The 16,605-nt window shown below is 63.8% G+C and carries 19 protein-coding genes; 11 read left to right on the top strand and 8 right to left on the bottom strand.

Annotated features, from left to right (window positions below; genetic code table 11):
* Positions 1-14 precede the first annotated feature (14 nt).
* Complete coding sequence (locus B447_RS05555) at positions 15-785, top strand: TatD family hydrolase (RefSeq protein WP_002928992.1); 771 nt, start codon at positions 15-17, stop codon at positions 783-785.
* Between the two features lie 26 nt (positions 786-811).
* Here B447_RS05555 and B447_RS05550 read toward each other — a convergent pair whose 3' ends face one another.
* Positions 812-1,402 carry a TetR/AcrR family transcriptional regulator gene (locus B447_RS05550; protein WP_002937490.1) on the bottom strand — a complete coding sequence of 197 codons (591 nt, stop codon included), beginning with the start codon at positions 1,400-1,402 and terminating at the stop codon, positions 812-814.
* Between the two features lie 173 nt (positions 1,403-1,575).
* Here B447_RS05550 and B447_RS05545 point away from each other — a divergent pair, with 173 nt between their 5' ends.
* Genes B447_RS05545 through B447_RS05530 form a run of 4 tightly spaced genes read left to right on the top strand, consistent with a single transcriptional unit; the run spans position 1,576 to position 5,793 of the window.
* Complete coding sequence (locus B447_RS05545) at positions 1,576-2,325, top strand: electron transfer flavoprotein subunit beta/FixA family protein (protein ID WP_002928997.1); 750 nt, start codon at positions 1,576-1,578, stop codon at positions 2,323-2,325.
* A 2-nt stretch (positions 2,326-2,327) separates the two neighbouring features.
* Entirely contained in the window at positions 2,328-3,257 is a 930-nt protein-coding gene (locus B447_RS05540; RefSeq protein WP_002937489.1) for an electron transfer flavoprotein subunit alpha/FixB family protein, read from the top strand.
* A 27-nt stretch (positions 3,258-3,284) separates the two neighbouring features.
* On the top strand, positions 3,285-3,950 hold the full coding sequence (locus B447_RS05535) for an energy-coupling factor ABC transporter permease (RefSeq protein WP_083485756.1): 666 nt from the start codon (positions 3,285-3,287) through the stop codon (positions 3,948-3,950).
* Between the two features lie 46 nt (positions 3,951-3,996).
* Positions 3,997-5,793: an acyl-CoA dehydrogenase gene (locus B447_RS05530; RefSeq protein ID WP_002937487.1), complete on the top strand. Its 1,797-nt coding sequence runs from the start codon at positions 3,997-3,999 to the stop codon at positions 5,791-5,793.
* 136 nt (positions 5,794-5,929) lie between these two features.
* Here the strand turns inward: B447_RS05530 and B447_RS05525 are convergent, their stop codons facing one another.
* From B447_RS05525 to ompR, 6 genes are read right to left on the bottom strand one after another with little or no spacing between them, the layout of a single operon-like run.
* A complete protein-coding gene (locus B447_RS05525; protein ID WP_002929003.1) occupies positions 5,930-6,712 on the bottom strand; it encodes a peptidylprolyl isomerase in 783 nt (260 codons plus the stop codon).
* A 10-nt stretch (positions 6,713-6,722) separates the two neighbouring features.
* Positions 6,723-7,010 carry a BolA family protein gene (locus tag B447_RS05520; RefSeq protein WP_002929004.1) on the bottom strand — a complete coding sequence of 96 codons (288 nt, stop codon included), beginning with the start codon at positions 7,008-7,010 and terminating at the stop codon, positions 6,723-6,725.
* Complete coding sequence (locus B447_RS05515) at positions 7,007-7,306, bottom strand: YciI family protein (protein WP_002929005.1); 300 nt, start codon at positions 7,304-7,306, stop codon at positions 7,007-7,009. The genes B447_RS05520 and B447_RS05515 overlap by 4 nt, the downstream gene beginning before the upstream one ends.
* Entirely contained in the window at positions 7,306-7,914 is a 609-nt protein-coding gene (locus B447_RS05510) for a septation protein A (protein ID WP_002937484.1), read from the bottom strand. Before B447_RS05510 ends, B447_RS05515 begins: the two co-directional genes overlap by 1 nt.
* On the bottom strand, positions 7,911-9,341 hold the full coding sequence (locus B447_RS05505) for a sensor histidine kinase (RefSeq protein WP_002937483.1): 1,431 nt from the start codon (positions 9,339-9,341) through the stop codon (positions 7,911-7,913). Before B447_RS05505 ends, B447_RS05510 begins: the two co-directional genes overlap by 4 nt.
* Positions 9,342-9,348: 7 nt before the next feature.
* Positions 9,349-10,110, bottom strand: a complete 762-nt coding sequence (gene ompR / locus B447_RS05500; RefSeq protein WP_002937482.1) for an osmolarity response regulator transcription factor OmpR — start codon at positions 10,108-10,110, stop codon at positions 9,349-9,351.
* A 335-nt stretch (positions 10,111-10,445) separates the two neighbouring features.
* Here ompR and B447_RS05495 point away from each other — a divergent pair, with 335 nt between their 5' ends.
* The 4 genes from B447_RS05495 (at position 10,446) to B447_RS05480 (ending at position 12,775) form a co-directional block, all read left to right on the top strand.
* On the top strand, positions 10,446-10,715 hold the full coding sequence (locus B447_RS05495) for a hypothetical protein (protein WP_002929012.1): 270 nt from the start codon (positions 10,446-10,448) through the stop codon (positions 10,713-10,715).
* A 66-nt stretch (positions 10,716-10,781) separates the two neighbouring features.
* On the top strand, positions 10,782-11,474 hold the full coding sequence (gene tsaB, locus B447_RS05490; protein WP_002937479.1) for a tRNA (adenosine(37)-N6)-threonylcarbamoyltransferase complex dimerization subunit type 1 TsaB: 693 nt from the start codon (positions 10,782-10,784) through the stop codon (positions 11,472-11,474).
* Between the two features lie 3 nt (positions 11,475-11,477).
* Complete coding sequence (rimI, locus tag B447_RS05485) at positions 11,478-11,924, top strand: ribosomal protein S18-alanine N-acetyltransferase (protein WP_002937463.1); 447 nt, start codon at positions 11,478-11,480, stop codon at positions 11,922-11,924.
* Positions 11,921-12,775, top strand: coding sequence for a uracil-DNA glycosylase (locus B447_RS05480; RefSeq protein ID WP_198291749.1), 855 nt, complete (start codon positions 11,921-11,923; stop codon positions 12,773-12,775). Before rimI ends, B447_RS05480 begins: the two co-directional genes overlap by 4 nt.
* A gap of 18 nt (positions 12,776-12,793) precedes the next feature.
* Here B447_RS05480 and lplT read toward each other — a convergent pair whose 3' ends face one another.
* The gene (gene lplT, locus B447_RS05475; RefSeq protein WP_002937460.1) at positions 12,794-14,044 is read right to left on the bottom strand and encodes a lysophospholipid transporter LplT; all 1,251 of its coding nucleotides are present in this window, start codon (positions 14,042-14,044) and stop codon (positions 12,794-12,796) included.
* A gap of 185 nt (positions 14,045-14,229) precedes the next feature.
* Between lplT and B447_RS05470 the strand changes: the two genes are divergently transcribed.
* Positions 14,230-15,147: a LysR family transcriptional regulator gene (locus B447_RS05470; protein WP_083485757.1), complete on the top strand. Its 918-nt coding sequence runs from the start codon at positions 14,230-14,232 to the stop codon at positions 15,145-15,147.
* A gap of 48 nt (positions 15,148-15,195) precedes the next feature.
* Positions 15,196-16,605, top strand: coding sequence for a DNA repair protein RadA (gene radA, locus B447_RS05465; RefSeq protein WP_002937459.1), 1,410 nt, complete (start codon positions 15,196-15,198; stop codon positions 16,603-16,605).

Genomic DNA, 16,605 nt, shown 5'->3' with positions numbered 1-16,605 from the left:
GGGAACTGCCGCACATGCTCATCGACACCCATGTCCATCTCGACGCAGCGGAGTTCGACGGCGACCGCGAGGCGCTGATCTCACAGGCACGCGCCGCAGGGGTCGCAGGTTTCGTGGTGCCGGCCGTTGCCGCGGCTAACTTCGCCGCGGTCCGCGCGCTTGCAGGTGCGCGGACCGACACCTGCTGTGCGCTGGGTATTCACCCGCTTTACGTCATGCAGGCGCAGATGGCGGACCTTGATGTGCTGGACGACGAGTTGCAGCGCGGTGGGGTGGTCGCAGTCGGCGAGATCGGGCTGGACAACCATGTCACCGACGTCGATCCGGTCCGCCAGCACGAGTTCTTCGTCGCTCAGCTCAGACTGGCGCGTCGGCATGCCTTGCCAGTGATCCTTCATGTGCGTCGAGCGATCGACCCCATCCTTGCCCAGTTGCGCCGCTTCGAATTGCGTGGCGGTATTGCCCACGCCTTCAATGGTAGCCGTCAGCAGGCCGAGCAGTTCATTGCACTCGGCTTCAAACTGGGATTCGGGGGGGCAATGACCTTCGATGGTTCCACCCGTATCCGCGACCTGGCGCGTTGCCTGCCGCTCGATGTCATCGTGCTCGAGACCGATGCCCCGGATATCCCTCCGGCGTGGGGGCAGGGCAGCCGCAATCTGCCGTGCAACCTAAAACGCTATGCAGAAGTGCTTGCAGGATTACGCGGTATTGGGGTCGATGAGGTGGTGGCGGTTACGGGCCGCAACGCAAGCGCAGCGCTGGGCGGGTGGCAGCCTGGATGAGTCGCAGGCACGATTGCCCCGCGGGCTCAGGCACGCGGACTCGACGACCGGGCGATGAGATCTGCAATGTCGCGCTTCAGGCGTGGGATGTCGCTGTCGAACTTGTCGTAGATCATCAGCGAAACGCCAAATACGTACGCATAGAGCAGCATGCATCGGCTCGAAGCTTCTTCGAGTGGTACACCACAGGCGAGAAAGAGCTCGCGCGCGCAGCGCAGGCGGACATCATCGACTTCGGCGACGATTGCGCTTGCCTCCGCGTCGCGACGCGCCCAGTCGCGCACTGCAAGCTCGATCATCATGCCGCGCCGGCTTCGATTCGCGCTGTACACGTCGATGACGTGGTAGATCTGCTCAAGCTCGCGCCCCGGCTGGGCTCGCGTCTGTTTGATGATGTCGCGGATGCGCCCTTCCTTCCAGTGCTGCAGAACGCCGAGGAGCAGGTCGCGGCGATCGGTGAAGTGCCAGTAGAAGCTGCCCTTGGTGACCTTGAGGCGCTTGGCCAGGACTTCTACCCGTAGGCCGGCAATGCCTTCTTCGGCCAGGACTTCGATTGCGCCGACAACCCAGGCGTCGCGGTCGAGCTGGGTGCGGGGTTTCTTTGCTGTGGTTTCCATACGGCGTAGTATTGACGATTCTGCCTCCATACGCTACCGTATGCGCCATACCAATCCGTATGGCTTCTGTGCGGCAGTGCAGCAGTGCCTTCCGGTGAGGGCGGTGACATAATTCATGAGTCCCTGTACGCGGTGCAGGGACTCAATCAGTAATAACAGAGGAGCGCGGCAGAGTGAAGATTCTGGTACCCGTCAAACGCGTTGTCGATTACAACGTCAAGGTTCGCGTCAAGGCCGACGGCAGTGGTGTGGACATCGCCAACGTCAAGATGAGCATGAACCCCTTCGACGAGATCGCAGTGGAAGAAGCTGTGCGCCTGAAAGAGGCCGGTGTGGCCACCGAAGTCGTTGCGGTAAGTTGCGGCATCGGTGCTTGCCAGGAAACCTTGCGCGCGGCGATGGCTATCGGTGCCGATCGCGGCGTCCTGGTAGAGACCGACGTCGAGCTGCAGCCCCTGGCCGTTGCCAAGCTGCTCAAGGCGGTGTGCGACAAAGAGCAGCCTAACCTGGTGATCTGCGGCAAGCAGGCCATCGATGATGACGCCAACCAGACCGGCCAGATGCTTTCTGCGCTGATGGGCTGGCCGCAGGCAACGTTTGCGTCGAAGGTGGCGCTTGCCGACGGCAAGGCGGCGGTGACGCGCGAGATCGACGGCGGCCTCGAGACGCTGTCCGTCTCGCTGCCGGCGGTGGTGACCACCGATCTGCGCCTGAACGAGCCGCGCTACGCCACGCTGCCCAACATCATGAAGGCCAAGAAAAAGCCGCTCGACACCGTCAAGCCTGCCGATCTGGGCGTCGATGTTGCTCCGCGCCTGACCACCCTCAAGGTCTCCGAGCCGCCCAAGCGCAGTGCAGGTGAACGCGTGGCTGATGTTGCGCAGCTGGTCGACAAACTCAAGAACGTTGCGAAGGTGATCTGAACATGGCCATTCTCGTCATTGCTGAACACGACAATCAGTCCATCAAGGCCGCCACGCTCAATACCGTCACCGCAGCAGGCAAGCTCGGCGGCGACGTACACGTGCTTGTTGCAGGCGCCGGTTGCAGCGCCGCGGCAGAGGCGGCGGCCAAGGTCGCCGGCGTGGCCAAGGTGCTGGTGTGCGACGCGCCCCACTACGAGGCTCAGACCGCCGAGAACGTTGCCGAGTTGGTGAAGGGTCTGGCGCAGGGCTACAGTCACGTGCTTGCGCCCGCCACCTCGGCTGGCAAGAACATGCTGCCGCGCGTGGCCGCGCTGCTCGACGTCGCACAGATCAGCGATATCGTCGCTGTTGAGGCGCCCGACACCTTCGTGCGCCCGATCTACGCCGGCAATGCGCTGGCGACCGTCAAGAGTGCGGATGCCATCAAGTTGATTACCGTGCGTACCACAGCCTTCGATGCCGCAGGCGACGGCAATGCCGCGCCGGTCGAGGCGGTTGCCGCAGGCGCTGATCTGGGCACGACCGCGCTGGTTGGCCGCGAGATCACGAAGAGCGCGCGTCCCGAGCTCGGGGCGGCCAAGATCATCGTTTCCGGTGGTCGTGGTCTTGGCAGCGGTGACAACTACCATCAGTTGCTCGAACCGCTCGCCGACAAGCTCGGTGCGGCGCTGGGTGCATCGCGCGCCGCGGTCGACGCAGGCTATGTGCCGAACGACTACCAGGTCGGTCAGACTGGCAAGATCGTTGCGCCGCAGCTCTATATCGCCATCGGTATCTCGGGGGCGATCCAGCACCTGGCAGGCATGAAGGATTCCAAGGTGATCGTGGCGATCAACAAGGACCCCGAAGCGCCGATCTTCCAGGTTGCCGACTACGGTCTCGTGGGCGACCTGTTCCAGGTCGTGCCCGAGCTGACCGGCGCGGTCTGATCGGTCAGTACCGGCGCGGTCGCCAGCGTGAACCTTCCTGCATCGCTGTATTCCACGGCGTGGCATGGGGTGATGCTGGCGATCACGCTGGCGGCTTTATACGGTATCGCGCGCCGCGCTCCCTGGGCACGGCTGCGTGACGGCAGTCAGGTCAATCTCTTGCTGGGTTTCGCCGTCGGCGTGATGCTGATGTGGAGCCTGAAGGCCGGGGTGCAACCCGGCTTGAACCTGCACATGCTGGGAGCGATGGCTGCAACGCTGGCGCTCGGTCCGTGGCTTGCCCTGGTGGCGCTCGCGCTGGCATTGACCGGTGTGACCTTGAATGGCGCCGTGGAGTGGGTGGCATGGCCGCTCAACTTCGTGCTGATGGCCGTGGTGCCGGTAGGCCTCGCCTACGCGATTCAGCGTGCGATCGAGCGCTGGTTGCCGGCGCACTTCTTCGTGTTCGTATTCCTCACCAGCTTCGCGGGTGCCGCGCTGACGGTGATCTTGCAGGGAACGGTGAGCTCGCTCTCGTTGGTGCTTGCTGGCGCATACAGTGCCGGTTTCCTCCTTGGCGAGTATTTGCCGTTCTTCCTGCTGCTCGGTTTTTCTGAGGCCTGGATCAGCGGGGCAGTCATCACGCTGATGGTGGTCTATCGACCCGACTGGGTGGCGGCATTCGACGATCGCCGTTACCTGATCGGCAAGTAACAAATCCGTATCGGCTTAATACACCTTCCCTGGAGCGACGACCCTGATGAGCAACTACAACGCCCCTCTCCGTGACATGCAGTTCGTCATGAACGAACTCGCCGACCTCGATGCCGTGATCCAACTGCCGGGCAACGAGGAAGTGTCTGCCGACCTCGTGGACGCAATTCTCGAGGAGGCCGACAAGTTTGCGTCCGGCGTGCTGGCCCCGCTGAACTGGACTGGTGACCAGGAGGGTGCCAAATGGAGCGACGGTGAAGTCGCGACCGCACCAGGCTGGAAGGACGCCTACAAGCAATTCACCGAATCCGGGTGGACTGCGCTTCCTTGCGACCCCGAATACGGTGGTCAGGGCCTGCCCAAGCTGCTGGCGACTGGCGTGATGGAGATGTGGAAGTCGGCCAACATGGCCTTCTCGCTGTGCCCGATGCTGACCAGTGGTGCAATCGAGGCGCTCATGCTGCGCGGCACGGATGAGCAGAAGAGCATGTATCTGCCGAAGATGGTCTCCGGCGAATGGACCGGCACCATGAACCTGACGGAGCCGCAGGCCGGTTCCGACCTGGCCGCCGTGCGTACCAAGGCCGAGCCGCAGGGTGATGGCACCTACAAGATCTTCGGTCAGAAGATCTTCATCACTTATGGCGAGCACGACCTCACCGACAACATCATTCATCTCGTGCTGGCCCGCCTGCCGGATGCACCCGAAGGCGTGAAGGGCATCTCGCTGTTCGTGGTGCCGAAGTTCCTCGTCAATGCCGATGGCAGCCTGGGCGCACGCAACGACGTGCACTGCGTGTCGATCGAACACAAGCTCGGCATCCACGCAAGCCCGACCGCCGTGCTCGCCTTCGGCGACAAGGGCGGCGCGATCGGTACTCTGGTCGGCGAGCCGAACCGCGGCCTCGAGTACATGTTCATCATGATGAACGAAGCCCGCTTTGCAGTCGGCATGGAAGGCCTGGCCCTGTCCGAGCGCGCCTACCAGCATGCGCTGCAGTACGCCAAGGATCGCGTGCAGGGTACGGACGCCGGCGTGCGTGGCGGCCCCAAGGTCAACATCCTGCATCATGCCGATGTGCGCCGCCTGCTCATGAACATGAAGAGCAAGACCGAAGCCATGCGTGCGCTGGCCTACGTCGTCGGCGCGGCCTTCGACAAGGCGCACAACCATGCTGACGAAGCCGTGCGCGTACAGAACCAGGCTTTTGTCGACCTGATGATCCCTGTGGTCAAGGGTTGGTGCACGGAGAACGCGATCGACGTCACTTCCGATGGCGTGCAGGTGCACGGCGGCATGGGCTTCATCGAGGAGACGGGTGCAGCGCAGCACTTCCGTGACGCTCGCATCACGACCATCTACGAGGGCACGACTGCAATCCAGGCCAATGACCTGATCGGCCGCAAGATCGCCCGCGAGAACGGCGTGACCATTGCCGGCGTGGTGGCTCAGATGCGTGCAGTCGAGGCCGAACTCGCCGCCGTCGATGGCGAGGCCTTTGCTGCCATCCGCAAGGCACTGGGTGCCGGCATCGCTGCTGTGGAGGAGGCGGTTGCCTACATCCTCGCCACCTACGCCAAGGACATCAAGGCGGCCTCGGTTGGCTCGGTGCCTTTCCTGAAGCTGCTTGGCATCGTCGCCGGTGGCTGGCAGATGGCGCGCGCGGCACTGGTGTCCCGGCGCAAGCTGGAAGCTGGCGAGGGCGAGGCGAGTTTCTACAAGACCAAGATCGTCACCGCACGCTTCTATGCCGATCACGTCCTGGCGCAGGCACCTGGCCTCGCCTACACGGTGGTCAATGGTGCAGCCGGTGCTCTGGAACTCGCCGAAGAGAACTTCTGAGCCCGACCCGGAGGCCGCTGCCTACTGAGGCGGCGGCAAGCGGAGCAAAAAGGCCCGACCGGCGCATGCCGGATCGGGCCTTTTGATGTAGGCGCGCCTGACTTGGCAGACGCAGTGCAGGCGCGCCGTCAGTGCGTCACTCCACCTTCGCCTTCTCGCGCAGCTCGAGCACATGGCGTTCGACCATCTGCTGCTGCAGGCGCTGTTGAAGCTGGGGCTTCACCTCTTCGAACGGAGGGGCCTGGACAGCGCGCACATCATCGAGCTGGATGACGTGATAGCCAAAATCGCTCTTGACCGGCGTACGGGTGTACTTGCCCTTCTCGAGGCCCACCATTGCATCGGCAAAGGGCTTCACGAACATGCCGGGGTTGCTCCAGCCGAGTTCGCCACCACGCTCACGAGAGCCCGGATCACGGGATTCCTTGGCGACTTCTGCAAACGGCGTACCGTTCTGCAGGCGGGCGATGATCGCCTTGGCCTCAATCTCGGTCTCCACGAGGACATGGCGCGGGAGGTATTCCTTGTCGCCCATGCGCCCCTTGATGGCATCGTATTCCTTCTGCAGTTCGGCGTCGCTCACGGCGTTGGTGCGTACGTACTCCTGCAGGTAGGCGCGGATCAGGATGGCTTGGCGCGCCATGTCCATCTGAGCCTGCACATCAGCCTTCTTGTCCAGCCCCTTCTTGGCGGCTTCCTGCGCCAGCACTTCGCGGCGCACGAGTTCCTCGCGGATCGCACCCTGCAGTTGTTCGCTCTCGGGAACGCCCTGGGCACGCTGCTCGGCCATCATGGCTTCTGCACGCGCAGCCGGAATGGCAACGCCATTGACCTTGGCGAGCGAGTCGGCAGCGAGTGCGGGGAGGGCGAGGAAGCCGGCCAGCAGCGTGACGGCGAGGCGGCTCGGGAACTGTTTCATGGAGATTCCTTCAGTTTTCATGTGTGGTGGCCTCTGTGGCCGAAAGCGCGCGAATGGCAAGCGCATGGATGTCCTTCTTCATCATGTCGCCAAGCGCGGTGTAGATCATACGCTGTCGCTGCACTCTGCTGCAGCCTTCGAAAGCATCGGAAACGATGTAAAGCCGATAGTGCCCACCGCCTTCTCGGGCGCCGGCGTGGCCGGCATGCAGGGCACTCTCGTCCTCGATCTCGAGTACCCGGGTCTGGAAGCCCTGGGCCAGGATTGCGCGCATGCGCTCGACGGTCTGCGCGCTCACGGCAAGGTCTTGCGGAAAGGACGCACGGTCACCTGCGCGAACACGCCGGCCCGGGTATAGGGGTCTTCGCGTGCCCACGCTTCAGCGCTGGCGAGCGAGTCGAACTCGGCCACAATCAAGCTGCCCAGGAAGCCCGCAGGCCCCGGGTCGGGTGAGTCGATTGCGGGCATCGGACCCGCCAGCAACAGCCGCCCCTCGTTGCGCAGCAGCTCCAGGCGAGCGACGTGTTCGGGACGGACGGCAAGTCTCGTATCGAGCGTGCCCGGTGCGTCCTCGCCGATCAATGCGTAGTACATCAGTTGGTTTCCTCTTCCATGTGGCGTGACAGATAGAAGCCTTGAGCCAGAACGAATGCGAGCATCAGGCCAAGGCCGCCGAACATCTTGAAGTTGACCCATGCTTCTTCGCTGAAGTTGTAGGCGACATAGAGGTTGAGCAGACCCATGGCAACGAAGAAGCACGCCCATGCGGCGTTGAGCCGTCCCCACACCTGATCGGGCAGTTGGATCTGCGCTTCAAGCATCTTGCGGATGAGGTTGCGCTTGAGGATCAGGGCGGATCCAAGCAACACGAAGCCGAACAACCAATAAAGTGCCGTCGGCTTCCACTTGATGAAGGTGGGGTTGTGAAAGAACAGTGTGGCACCGCCGAACACGACAATGATGCCAAGGCTAACCCACAGCATGTTGTCGACCTTGCGATGACGGAGCCATACAAGCGCGATCTGCAAGCCTGTGGCGACGATGGCGACGAACGTGGCGATGAGGATGGGCGCCTGCGACGGCGCGATGTCACCCCCGAGCCAGCCGGAGGCCAATGCATGGGCGGCATCCGGGTTTGCACCGCCGAGCTTGTAGGCGGCAAAGAACAGGATGACGGGGAGGAGATCGAAGAGGATTTTCATGGTTCGTGGCCGAAGCCCAAGTCTGATTGATTGATTCTATCGCGGCCGCCGTCACTTGCGACGGCGGGCAGGCAGAGGATGGCCCTCAGCCCACCGCCTGTGCGTGGCAGCAGCTCGAGTCGTCCGTGATGTGATGCCATGATGCGTTCAACGATCGCCAGGCCAAGGCCTGCTCCCTTCGTGTTCGAGCGCGCCTTTTCGAGGCGGGTGAAGGGCTGGCGCATGCGCTCGACTTCTGCCTCCGGGATGCCGGGGCCACGATCTGCAACTTCGATGCACGCCTCATCGTCACTCACGCTGACGACAATATCGAGCGGGCACTCGTCACCCGCGTAACGGAGAGCATTGTCTATCAGGTTGGCCAGCGCCCGTCGTAGCGACAGTGCACGAACTGCTACGACCAGATGATCCGGAGTGCTGAGGCGTATGTCGACACCACGCAGGCGGTAAGGGTCGGACACCTCGCGGCAAAGCGTGACGAGGTCGAGCAGCGCAAAAGCCTCCTGCGGTGTCCCGCGCCCGAAGTCAAGGAACTGCCCGATGATGCGGTCCATCTCCTCGATGTCGGTCACCATTGCAGCGACGTCGTCGTCAGGTGCGCCGGACATTTCGATGCCGAGTCGAAGTCTGGCCAATGGCGTGCGCAGGTCATGCGACACACCAGCGAGAATCAGGGCACGATCAGCATCCATGCGCGCAAGGTCGCTCGTCATCTGGTTGAAGGCACGGGCGACCACGGCGATCTCTTGCGGGCCGGATTCTTCCTGCGGCGGCGGCGTGACCCCACTGCCCACCTGCCGTGCCGCACGTGCGAGCTGGCGAAGTGGGGCGCTTACCCGAGACACGATCAGGAAGGCGCCAAGCAGGGCCGCAAGCAGGGCGCCACCGCCCCAGCCCAGCCAGCCAAAGCTGTCCGGATTCTCGATGCGCTCCGGGGGCAGCATGACCCAGTATTCATCGTTGGCGTCTTCGGGGTCGAGGCGGAAACTCACCCAGAAACCGTTCAGCGTCTTCCAGCGCGTGGCGAAGCGTGTGTGCTCACCCAGCTGACGCCTGACATCGTTCACCAGCAAGCGATGAGGTCGGGTGTCGGGCAAGGGCTCAAGCTCATCGCTTTGCTCGGCCGGATAGATACGGATGCCCTCGAGCGCAGCCATGTCGATGAGCAGGTCCACCCTGCGGTCGATATCGGCGTTGATCAGCGCGGTACGCGTCAAGTTCACCACGGATACGACCATCTGTGCTACGTCACGAGCGCGCGCAGGCTCCTGTACGTAGCGAAAGATCTGCGACCACGCGCCCAGCGCCACGATGAGCAGCAGCGCGACGAGCAGAAACGTCTGCCACAACAGGGTATGCGGCAACAGGCGAGCAGCCAGGGGTGTCCTGGCCGCCCGCTCCAGTGTGCGCAGTGGCGCCTCGGTCATCCAGGGCTCAGGTGGCCGCGTCCGGCTTGGCGTCTTCCTCGCCGCCACCCTTCTGCCCGTCGGGTACGAACACATAGCCGAAGCCCCACACGGTCTGAAGGTAGCGCGGCTTGGCGGGGTCGTCCTCAACCAGCTTGCGCAGGCGAGACACCTGGACATCGATGGCGCGATCGAACACGCCGTACTCGCGCCCGCGCGCGAGTTCCATGAGCTTGTCGCGCGACAGCGGCTGACGCGGATGTGTCAGCAGCACCTTGAGCAGGGAGAACTCCCCCGTGGTGAGCTGGATCTCCTCTTCATCCCGGGTCAACGAGCGCGTGCCGAGATTCACCTTCACGCGGCCGAAGGCGACGACCTCGTCCTCAGCGGTCGGGGCGCCGGGCAGCGTTTGCGGCTGCCTGCGCATGACCGCCTGGATGCGCGCCACGAGCTCGCGTGGATTGAAGGGCTTGGCGATGTAGTCGTCGGCTCCCATCTCAAGGCCGACGATGCGGTCTACGTCGTCGCCCTTGGCTGTCAGCATGATGATGGGGATCGTGTTCTCAGCGCCGCGAAGCCGTCGACAGATGGCGAGACCATCTTCGCCCGGCAGCATCAAGTCGAGCACTACCAGATCGTAGTGCTCACGATGCAGCGCCCGATCCATCATCGGTGCGTCACCCACGGCCTTGACGGCGAATCCCTGCTCCTGCAGGTAGCGGGACAGGAGTTCGCGCAGACGTGCGTCGTCATCGACGACGAGAATGCGATAGCGTGTCTTCAGGTTCATGTGAGGAATGCTAGCCTGAGTCTCGAGCGCTTGCCAGTAGGCTCGTCGGCGGGCACTGAATTTGCCGGGTAACCCTTCGTAAGCGCCTAGGGCAGAGGCAATATCACCTTACAAAACGCCCGTGGCTTTGACCTGGCGCACTACACATCGATGGTCATTTGCCGTAAGGTCCGTAGCCTGAAGCCTCATATTCGGTGGGCCGCGTTGACGGACTCGCCGTCCAGACAGACCAGATGAATCAGACTCCCAGATCAGCCTCTTCCGCAGTGAGCGTCCTACGCTCGCAGCCGAGGACGTCGCACCGGCTGCACGCGATTTCGGGCGTGGTGGCCTGCATGCTTGCCACGCTCCTGCCGTCCGCCGAGGCAATGGCGCAGGGCGTGAGCGAGGCTGTCACGGGCGAGGCGCATGCCGTGAAGCCTGTCGTCCAGCGGGCCACGAAAGACTGGCGGCAGACTCTCGAGGATTCCGGCAAGGACAGTAACACCACGCCGCAGCGCCGCAGCATCAGTGCAGAGGAGCGCGGGCATCTGCGCCGACACGTCAGCGATGCGGCACGCGGGGCCTACCAGGACGACAAGGTCTCCGGGCGGGGCAAACGCTGAGCCTTGCCCGCGAGGGCTTTACGACGCCTGTCGGGGGGCGCCCCGAGCCGGTAGAATGGCGCCACCATGAACGTCCTATCGATCGAGACCGCCACCGAGCATGGCAGCGTCGCCTTGCTTGCGGGCGGAGCGTTGCTCAGCCGCCGTATTCACGGTGCCGCAAATCATTCCGAAGCGGTGTTGCGAGACGTACGCGCAGTGTTGGCCGAGGCGGGCCTTGCAGCAACACAATTGGATGCGGTTGCGTTTGGCGCAGGCCCTGGCGCGTTTACCGGCTTGCGTCTGGGTTGCGGTGTCGCACAGGGCATTGCACTGGGCGCCGACCTGGGGGTTGCTGCCGTGTGCAGTCTGCAGGCTCTGGCTTTGCAGGTGCCTGCACCCCGCGTGCTGGTGGCTACCGATGCGCGCATGGGCGAGATGTATCACGCCACTTACGAGCTTGACGGGGACGGCCTGCCGGTCGCCCTCAACGGTCCGTGCTGTGACGCACCTGGCGCATTCGAACTGCCGCCGGGCGACTGGTTTGCTGCAGGGTCTGCTTTTGCGGCATGGCCCGAGGAACTCGAGGCGCGTACGCTCGGCCGACTCACCGGGTGCAGGCCCGACCTTGTGCCGCGTGCGGACGAAGTCGCTCGCCTGGGCGCTGCGATGGCGTTGAGGAAGGAGTTGGTCGCCGCTGAGTACGCGCTGCCGCTTTATGTGCGCGACAAGGTCGCGTTCACGACGGCCGAACGACTCGCTCGGGGTGGACGGGCCTGATTCATGGACGCCTGCGTGATCACGCCGATGACGGCGAACGACCTCGACTGGGTGTGCGCTGAGGAAGCTTGCCTTCATGCACACCCCTGGACGCGCCGTAACTTCGAGGATGCGCTGGCCGCCGGCAACGATGCCTGGGTGATGCACGCTGGTGGCGAAGCGTTAGCGTACGCGGTTGTTCTGCGCGTCCTCGATGAGGCGCACCTGCTCGACATCGGCGTGAGTCTTCGGGCGCAGGGCAGGGGGTATGGACGACAGTTGCTGGACTGGATTGCGGATTTCGCCCGTGATCAGGGCGCAGTCGCGTTCTTTCTCGAGGTGCGCGTTTCGAACGCGATTGCCCTGGCACTTTATGAGCGCTCGGGTTTCAGTGAGATTGGCCGTCGTCGTGGCTACTATCCGGCAGTCGATGGGCGCGAGGATGCGATCGTGATGAGGCGGGACCTATGATCGCGGGTACGCAAACATCCCGCCGTGATGCGTTGCTGAGGGAAATGGGCCTTGGGCCGGTCTGGCGGTTGCGCAGGACTGCCGATGAGGCCCAGGACGACATAGGCGTGGCAGCCCAGGCCGTTGAGTCGTCACCTCTGCTGCCGCGGGACGAGCGTGCGCCGTCGCGGCCCGACATACGGGGGCGCGCGCGCGTCGAGCCGCCTGCCAAGCCTCTACGCGAAGATGTCGCGCCGCCGTCCGCCGATGACGCGATCAGCAGCGTGCGCGCCCAGCGGATTGCCAGCCTTCAGTGGGACGCCCTCGAGGAAGACATGCGCGCCTGCCGCGCTTGTGGTCTTTGCGAGCAGCGCAGGCAGGCCGTACCTGGTGTTGGTGACCGCAATGCACGCTGGATGTTCGTCGGCGAAGGGCCGGGCAGCGAGGAGGATCTTCGAGGCGAACCTTTCGTTGGTCCGGCGGGCCGCCTGCTCGACAACATGTTGGGCGCCATCGGCCTGGACAGGAGCCAGGACGTTTTCATTGCCAATGCGGTCAAGTGCCGGCCGCCGCACAACCGCACGCCTCAGGGGGTCGAGTTGGACGCCTGTCTGCCCTATCTGCAGCGCCAGATCGAGTTGGTCAGGCCGCGGCTGCTGATTGCGCTCGGCCGTCCCGCCGCACAAGCGTTGCTGAATCGTGAGATCGCAATCTCTGCCGCACGCGGCAGGCGTTTCGAGCGCAATGGCGTGCCAGTGATAGTGACTTATCATCCGGCTTATCTGCTGCGCAATCCGCAGGACAAGGCCAAAGCCTGGGAGGATCTGTGCTTTGGCCGTCGCTTGATGGCCGGCGCCTGCGCGTCGGACTGAGCATGCTTGGGGTGCTGCTCAGTGCGTGCGGTCCTCGAGCAGGGCGACATTGTCGAATTCGCGCTGGTTTGCCTCGTGGCGGCGTTTGACGACGAGCATTGTGCCGGCGACGAAGATGCCGAAGAGCGCGATCACGGTGTTGATCGACAGCCCGAACATGATCAGCAAGGCATAGGTGCCGGTCATGACGAGGATCGACAGGTTCTCGTTGAAGTTCTGCACTGCGATTGAGTGGCCAGCGCCCATCAGAATATGGCCGCGGTGCTGCAGCAGTGCATTCATCGGCACCACGAAGAAGCCGGCGAGTCCGCCCACGACCACCATGAGCGCCATCGCGATCCACGCCTCTGTCACGCCGATCATCAAGGTGACAACGATCCCCATCGCGATGCCAAGCGGGATCACCCTCACGGACTGACGCAGTGAGATGTAGCGCGCGGCAAGGATCGAGCCGGCGGCGATTCCGAGCGCCACCACGCCCTGCAGCATGGAGGCTTCGGAGAGGCTCATACCCAGGTTGTGTTCGGCCCACTTGATGACGATGAACTGCAAGGTTGCCCCGGCGCCCCAGAACAGCGTGGTGACGGCGAGCGAGATCTGACCGAGCTTGTCGCGCCACAGCAGGCGCAGACAGTGGTTGAAATCATGAAACAGGTAGATCGGGTTGTTCTTGAGCGGCTTGTGGTCGACACCGGTGTCGGGGATGAACATGTTGAACACGGCCGCGGCGAGATAGAGCGAGCCGACGACGAACACTGCCGCCTCGAAGGCGTTGTCGGCAAAGGGCAGCCCCAGGCCCATCAGTGCCGCAGAGACGTCGTCGCGGATCATGATGCCGCCCATCACGGTACCGATGATGATTGCCCCCACCGTGAGCCCCTCGATCCATCCGTTGGCGACCACCAGCAGGCGGTGAGGGAGGTACTCGGTGAGGATGCCGTACTTGGCGGGCGAGTAAGCGGCCGCACCTAGTCCTATCACGGCGTAGGCCAGCAGCGGGTGGCTGCCCAGAAACAGCATCAGGCAGCCGCCGATCTTGATCGTGTTGCTGATCAGCATCACCCGCCACTTGGGCATCGAGTCGGCGAAGGCGCCGACGAATGCGGCCAGGCCGACGTAGGACAGGGTGAAGAACAGCTTGAGCAGCGGCTCGAACTCGGACGGTGCGGCCATGTCCCGGAGCATTGCGATCGAGATGATGAGCAAGGCATTGTCGGCGAGCGCAGAGAAGAACTGCGCAGCCATGATGATGTAGAAGCCGAGCGGCATCGTGCGGTAGCAGGCTCACGGTAGCAGGAGCGCGGTTTATATCACGAAGGCGTGTGCATGGTGATGACGCCGATCAATGCCCGAAATCAGCGCCAGCTTTGGCACCAAACCCCGGCGTATGTGGGATCGCCGAACGCCTGCATTTGTGCTTTAATTCGAGTTGATAAACCATCCTTATCCGGATCATGGCAGATCGCAGACTTCAGGTTTTCCACGCGGTAGCGAAGCACGGCTCGTTCACGCGCGCGGCAGAACACCTTCACATGACGCAGCCAGCCGTCACCTTCCAGATCAAGCAGCTGGAAGAGCACTTCGACACCCGGTTGCTCGATCGCGGGCATGGCAAGATCTCCCTGACACCTGCGGGCGAACTTGTACTGGCCTACGCCGAGCGGATTCTCGGACTCTCCGCCGAGCTGGACTCGCGCGTGTCCGAGCTTACCGACGAGCTTGCGGGCCAGATCAAGATCGGCACCAGCACAACGATCGCCGCTTACTGGCTACCGCACATCCTTGAAGGCTTCAAGCGCCGCTACCCACGCGTGTTGCCGCGTGTGGTGGTCGGCAACTCGAAACTGACCGAAGATGCCGTTGCTGCGCGTGATCTGGACATTGGCCTCATCGAGATCGTTACCGAGCAACACGCCATTGAGCGCCGCAGTGCGGCACGCGACGAGCTGTTCGTGATCTGCAGTCCCGACAACCCGCTTGCGGCGTTCAAGAGTCTGCGTGCGAAGGACCTGGTCGGCCACCCCTTCATTGATCGTGACCCGGGTAACGGCATCCGTCAGATTGCCGACGAGTTCTTCGAGGCTGCCGGCATTGCCGGTAGCGAGATCACCCTGTGCGCCGAGATCGGCAGTCTGGCGACGATCAAGCACCTTGCCGCTGCGGGGCTGGGCTTTGCCATCGCGTCCAAACGCGCGATCCAGCGAGACCTGGAGGATGGCCGTCTGGTTGCGATTGCGCTCGAGCCGAGGATCTACACCCCGCTCGAAGTCATCCTGCCCCGTGACAAGTTCCGCTCGCGACTGATCACCGCCTTTGCCGACTTTGCCTGCGAGGAATTCGCGCGGATGGCCGATCGCGACAGCGCGGCCTGACCCGATGTCAGACGGCCATTTTCCGACTGCCCGCACCGTAGCTGACTGATGGCACGCGCGAAGACTGCGTTCGTGTGCACCGAGTGCGGTGCTCAGGCGGTGCGCTGGCAGGGTCAGTGCCCGCAGTGTCAGGCCTGGAACACGCTGGTCGAAACTGTCCTTGAGCCGACAACGTCGTCGGCCGGCAACCGCTTTGCGGCCCTGGCCGGCGATACCGCACGACTGCGCCCCCTGTCTGCGCTGCAGCCCAAGGAGGAACCCCGCCAACCAACCGGACTGGACGAATTCGACCGTGTGCTCGGCGGCGGACTGGTGAGCGGCGGTGTCGTGCTGATCGGTGGCGATCCGGGGATCGGCAAGTCGACGCTGCTGTTGCAGGCCCTGTCCAACCTTGCGACGCTGCAGCAGGGGGCAGGCGCGGGCGCAGACGATGGGCGCACGACCGCAGTCTATGTGAGCGGCGAGGAGTCGGGCGAGCAGGTCGCCCTGCGGGCACAGCGCCTGCAGCTGCCTGCGACGCCCTTGCAGATGCTGGCCGAGATCAACCTTGAGCGCATCCTGCACACGCTGCGCGAGGCGAGGCCGCGGGTGGCGGTCATCGACTCGATCCAGACCGTCTATTCCGAAACCCTGCAGTCGGCCCCGGGTTCGGTGGCGCAGGTGCGCGAATGCGCGGCCCAGCTCACGCGCTTTGCCAAGCAGAGCGGCACCTGCCTGATCCTCGTCGGCCATGTCACCAAGGACGGGGCGCTCGCCGGTCCGCGGGTGCTCGAACACATCGTCGATACCGTGCTGTACTTCGAGGGCGACACGCATTCGAGCTTCCGTCTCATCCGTGCTTTCAAGAACCGCTTCGGTGCGGTCAATGAGCTCGGCGTGTTCGCGATGACCGAGCGTGGGCTGCGCGGCGTGTCCAACCCGTCTGCGATCTTCCTGTCGCAGCACTCCCAGCAGGTGCCGGGCAGCTGCGTGCTGATCACCCAGGAGGGAACGCGTCCGCTGCTGGTCGAGGTGCAGGCGCTTGTCGATGCGTCGCAGAGCCCCAACCCGCGCCGGCTTTCGGTCGGCCTCGAGCAGACGCGGCTGGCCATGCTGCTGGCGGTGATGCATCGCCACGCCGGCATTGTGTGCTTCGACCAGGACGTGTTCGTGAATGCGGTGGGCGGGGTGAAGATCACCGAGCCGGCTGCCGATCTGGCGATCCTGTTCGCGATCGTGTCCTCGCTGCGCGATCGCCCCTTGCGTCGTGGCCTGGCCGTGTTCGGCGAGGTCGGCCTTGCCGGTGAGATTCGCCCCGCGCCGCGCGGCCAGGAGCGCCTGAAGGAAGCAGCCAAACTCGGCTTCGACGCCGCCATCGTGCCGCGCGCGAATGCGCCCAAGCAGGCCATCGACGGATTGCGGGTGATCGCCGTGGAGCGCGTCGACGAGGCGCTGGAGGCCTTGCGCGAACTCGAGTGA

It is taken from the genome of Thauera sp. 27, from assembly GCF_000310125.2.
Classification (GTDB): domain Bacteria; phylum Pseudomonadota; class Gammaproteobacteria; order Burkholderiales; family Rhodocyclaceae; genus Thauera; species Thauera mechernichensis.
The sequence above is the reverse complement of the archived record's forward strand: the minus strand, read 5'-3'. Positions and strand labels throughout refer to the sequence as shown.

Coding starts and splice junctions, on each gene's coding strand:
- B447_RS05555 (WP_002928992.1), top strand. CDS start 15: ATGCTCATCGACACCCATGTCCATCTCGACGCAGCGGAGTTCGACGGC.
- B447_RS05550 (WP_002937490.1), bottom strand. CDS start 1,402: ATGGAAACCACAGCAAAGAAACCCCGCACCCAGCTCGACCGCGACGCC.
- B447_RS05540 (WP_002937489.1), top strand. CDS start 2,328: ATGGCCATTCTCGTCATTGCTGAACACGACAATCAGTCCATCAAGGCC.
- B447_RS05530 (WP_002937487.1), top strand. CDS start 3,997: ATGAGCAACTACAACGCCCCTCTCCGTGACATGCAGTTCGTCATGAAC.
- B447_RS05525 (WP_002929003.1), bottom strand. CDS start 6,712: ATGAAACAGTTCCCGAGCCGCCTCGCCGTCACGCTGCTGGCCGGCTTC.
- B447_RS05515 (WP_002929005.1), bottom strand. CDS start 7,306: ATGTACTACGCATTGATCGGCGAGGACGCACCGGGCACGCTCGATACG.
- B447_RS05510 (WP_002937484.1), bottom strand. CDS start 7,914: ATGAAAATCCTCTTCGATCTCCTCCCCGTCATCCTGTTCTTTGCCGCC.
- B447_RS05505 (WP_002937483.1), bottom strand. CDS start 9,341: ATGACCGAGGCGCCACTGCGCACACTGGAGCGGGCGGCCAGGACACCC.
- ompR (WP_002937482.1), bottom strand. CDS start 10,110: ATGAACCTGAAGACACGCTATCGCATTCTCGTCGTCGATGACGACGCA.
- B447_RS05495 (WP_002929012.1), top strand. CDS start 10,446: ATGCTTGCCACGCTCCTGCCGTCCGCCGAGGCAATGGCGCAGGGCGTG.
- tsaB (WP_002937479.1), top strand. CDS start 10,782: ATGAACGTCCTATCGATCGAGACCGCCACCGAGCATGGCAGCGTCGCC.
- rimI (WP_002937463.1), top strand. CDS start 11,478: ATGGACGCCTGCGTGATCACGCCGATGACGGCGAACGACCTCGACTGG.
- B447_RS05480 (WP_198291749.1), top strand. CDS start 11,921: ATGATCGCGGGTACGCAAACATCCCGCCGTGATGCGTTGCTGAGGGAA.
- lplT (WP_002937460.1), bottom strand. CDS start 14,044: ATGCCGCTCGGCTTCTACATCATCATGGCTGCGCAGTTCTTCTCTGCG.
- B447_RS05470 (WP_083485757.1), top strand. CDS start 14,230: ATGGCAGATCGCAGACTTCAGGTTTTCCACGCGGTAGCGAAGCACGGC.
- radA (WP_002937459.1), top strand. CDS start 15,196: ATGGCACGCGCGAAGACTGCGTTCGTGTGCACCGAGTGCGGTGCTCAG.